This window comes from Deinococcus sp., assembly GCF_025362455.1.
In the GTDB taxonomy this organism is placed as follows: Bacteria; Deinococcota; Deinococci; order Deinococcales; family Deinococcaceae; genus Deinococcus.
Window position 1 is genome coordinate 1 of the sequence record NZ_JANYGJ010000246.1, and the last position, 3,388, is coordinate 3,388.

General features: G+C 66.1%; 3 protein-coding genes. All 3 read right to left on the reverse strand.

Going from position 1 to position 3,388, the window contains the following annotated elements:
- Positions 1–998 (reverse strand): peptidase C39 family protein (locus Q0R23_RS17110; protein ID WP_293915005.1); only part of this gene is annotated, 998 nt, incomplete at its 3' end.
- Positions 999–1,322: 324 nt separating this feature from the next.
- Positions 1,323–1,907 carry a response regulator transcription factor gene (locus tag Q0R23_RS17115; protein WP_293915007.1) on the reverse strand — a complete coding sequence of 195 codons (585 nt, stop codon included), beginning with the start codon at positions 1,905–1,907 and terminating at the stop codon, positions 1,323–1,325.
- Entirely contained in the window at positions 1,904–3,007 is a 1,104-nt protein-coding gene (locus tag Q0R23_RS17120; RefSeq protein WP_293915009.1) for a HAMP domain-containing sensor histidine kinase, read from the reverse strand. Before Q0R23_RS17120 ends, Q0R23_RS17115 begins: the two co-directional genes overlap by 4 nt.
- Positions 3,008–3,388 lie beyond the last annotated feature (381 nt).

A 3,388-nucleotide genomic window follows, 5' to 3' on the forward strand; every position in this document is an offset into this window, starting at 1 on the left:
TTCTCGAAGGCGGCGCGGGGATAGGTGCGTCGCACGCCCGCGTCGGTGGGCGAGGCGGGGTCGTTGAGGACCGGGTTGCCGGAGGCGTCGAAGCCCACCAGGACCATCAGATGCCCGTCGCTGTAGCTGACCGCCGCTCCGGGCAATTCGCCTTTCTTCCAGCCCAGGCTGACGCCCAGCGGAATACCGGCAGCAATGTAGCGCTCGGCGTCGCGCAGGTTAGGCAGGCGGGTGACGAGTGCCCGCAGACCTTTGGACGCGGCGTAGGCGGTGTTGAACGGCCAGTTGCCGGTGCCGTCGTAAGCGCTGTCAAAGGTGGCGGCGGCGGTCTGCGGCACCGTGAAAGTCACTCCGTAGTAGGCCAGGATCATCGAGGTGGACGTCGGGCTGCACCAGCCCTCGCCGCCGTCCTTGTAGAGCATCTGCGAACGCTCCGGCACGTCCAGCACCTTGTCCCAGAGAGTTTTGTCACCGACCTGCCCGGCTCCGGCCAGGCGGTTACGGGCGTCGGCGGTATTAAAGGCCAGCAGGCTCAGGCTGGCAACGCCGCGCAGGGTCAGGCGGTAGCTGAAGGCGGTGGCCGGGGTACTCAGGCGCAGCGTGTCGGTGACGAGGCGGGCGGCGCTGTCTGTCTGCCCGTTCAAACTGCTGCGGCCCGCTGCGCTCTGCCAGGTGCCGAAGGAATAGAATTTGGTCGCCCCAGCCGGTTTGACCTCCAGCGTCAGGCTGCTGCCGGGCGGCGTCAGCGCGTTCCACGAGGGAATCAGCTCGGTGAAAGCGGCCAGGCCCGCGACCTCGCCCGACACCGTGCCGGACTGGGCGCCCGGCGTAAGGCTCAGGCGGCCAGCATCGAGCCGGACGTGTTGCAAAGTCGTGCCCGCAAAGTCGGCGGGCTGCTCCAGCACGGTGGTCGTGGACACGACGCTACGCATGGTCAGGGCCAGTGTAGCGGGCGAGAGCGGGAGTCCGGCCAGCAGCAGCGAAAGCAGAAGGCGCATGCTGCATTGTCACCCGCCGCCGGGGCAGGATGGTGAAGACGTGGGCCGGGCGGGGCGCGTCATCTTCTGCACGGCGTTCAGGATGACGACTGTTGACGGCGCCGCCCTCCTATCCAACCAAAAAAAGAAACAGAACCGAAGTCCTGTCTCTGTGTGGGGCGGCGAATAATGGATGAAGCGGCCCCACTGTGGAAGTGCTGCGCCGACTGGATGTTGCTGGTCAGGGCGCCGAAGTTCTGGTAGGCAGTCCAGCACATCCAGGCTGGAGAAGAGGTTTGAGGTGACGGCTTGTCAGCGTTTCAGGTTACGGCCTTGCCCCGGCCCTCAGCCGATGAGGCCCAGGGTGCGGGCGCGGCCCACGGCGTCGGTGCGGTCACGGGCGTCAAGCTTGGTGTACAGCCGGGCCAGGTGGTCTTTGATGGTGTCGGGGCTCACCCCCAGCGAGCGGGCGATCTCCTTGTTGCTATAGCCCTGGGCCAGCAGCGGCAGCACGTCGCGTTCACGGGGGGTCAGACGCGGCACCTCGACCTGGGGCAGCCGGTCCACTTCGGGGTGGGCCACGATTTCGCGCAGTTGCCGGGCCAGTTCTTCGGGCGGCGTCTCTTTGCTGAGGTAGCCGCGTGCGCCTGCTGAGCGGGCCGCCTGCACGATGGCGGGCTCGGCGAAGGTGGTAATCAGCACGCTGACCACGCTGGGGTTGGTCGAGCGCAGCTTCTCGCAGACCTCGATGCCGGTCAGGCCGGGCATCTTCACGTCGAGCAGCGCGGCGTCGGGTTGAAAACGGCGAACGGCTTCCAGCGCCTCCAGGCCGTCACTGGCCTCGGCCAGCACCTCGAAGCCCTGGTCGCGCAGCGCGTACTTGAGGCCAATGCGAAACAGCGGGTGATCGTCGGCGATTACGAGTTTCATAGGTCACCTCCAGGGAGGGTGAGGGTCAGAACGCTGTGGTCCTGTGAGGGGGCGAAGGCGCGGGGGGAGTCGGAGTTAGGGTCAGTCAGCACGGTGTTAATCAACGCGGTGTTAATCGACGCAGTGGCCTGACGGGAGTAGGTGAGGTGTCCGCCGTGGGCCTCGGCGACGGCGCGGGCGATGAACAGACCCAGGCCAGCGGTTCCGGCGGTGTACTGCTGCCCGGCGATGGTGGTCGGCTGGGCGTTGAACGGTTGAGCCAGCACGTCCAGGGATTCTGATAAGCCGGGGCCGTCGTCGATCACGCTGACCTCGGCGCCGTGCTCGGTGGAGCGCACCCTCAGCTCGACGCGGTGGTGGGCGTAGCGCAGGGCGTTGTCGAGCAGGTTGCCCAGGGCGCGTTCCAGCACCGGAGCGTCGATGTCGGCCTGGCCCTGCCCGTGGACACTGAGTTCGACGCCCAGCTCGGCGGCGCGGGTACTCAGGCGGGCGACCAGGGCGTCGAGCAGGGGGCGCAACTCCGCCGCGCGGCGGTTGAGCTTCACGGCGTCGCGCTCGAAGCGGTGGGCGTCGGCCATCTGCTGCACCAGGGCCAGCAAGCGGGTGTTCTCCGAGAGCATCTGCGTGCCGACTTCCGCCCGCTCAGGCAAGCTGAGCGAGGAGGCCATCAGCAGCTTGACCAGATGGCTGGTGGCGATCAGCGGGGTCTTGAGGTCGTGGACCAGGGTGGCCATGAACGCCCCGCGCCGCCCCTGTTCGGTACTCAGGCGGCTCAGCAAGCCCGCGAAGGCGCTCCGGAGCGCGCGCACTTCACTGGGGTCACCTGGGCGGCCCACCGCGCCGAAGTCGCTGCTCTCGACTTCCGTGCGCAGCCGGGCCAGCGGTTCGAGCATGGCGGCGGCCAGCAGCGAGCCGATCAGCCCGCACAGCCCGCCGACACCCAGCGTCCACAGCAGCAGTCCGGAATTCCATGACCCACTGCCCAGAATCAGGGTCAGGCTGAGATTGGGCAGGAACGTCAGCGCGAAGATGACCGCCGTGAACTGAGCGCGCAAACTGTTCCAGCGACCCACAGGTGAGGTGAACTGAGAGGCGGTCATCTGGGCGCAGTTTAAGGAGGCCCATCTGACAAAAACCCCACACCCAAACGGTGTTGTGCTCATCTGTCAAGCCCCCCAGGGTGGGTCTTATCGGGGGGGATGGGGGGTGGTGGAAGCCGTTAAAAACGCACTTTCCACTCGCCGAGCGCCGACTTGTCAGAACGCCGAGAGAAAAAAGGGGGCAAAGCGTGTGTTTATTCTCGTTTTTAGAGACTGTCTGGAAAGCGTAAGGCTGCCGCTAGGCTGCCGCTAGGCTGCTGATTCAAGCTGTTTCTCCCGCTCAAACTCAGCAAGTCGCCGGATCATGATACGAATAAAGGTCAACTGTATGAATGCCTCGGTCACCTCTGGCAGCAGGTCATATTCTCGGTTGAGCCGACG

What these genes read in the sequence shown, in the direction of transcription:
- Q0R23_RS17115 (WP_293915007.1), bottom strand. Translation starts at nt 1,907, where the DNA reads ATGAAACTCGTAATCGCCGACGATCACCCGCTGTTTCGCATTGGCCTC.
- Q0R23_RS17120 (WP_293915009.1), bottom strand. Translation starts at nt 3,007, where the DNA reads ATGACCGCCTCTCAGTTCACCTCACCTGTGGGTCGCTGGAACAGTTTG.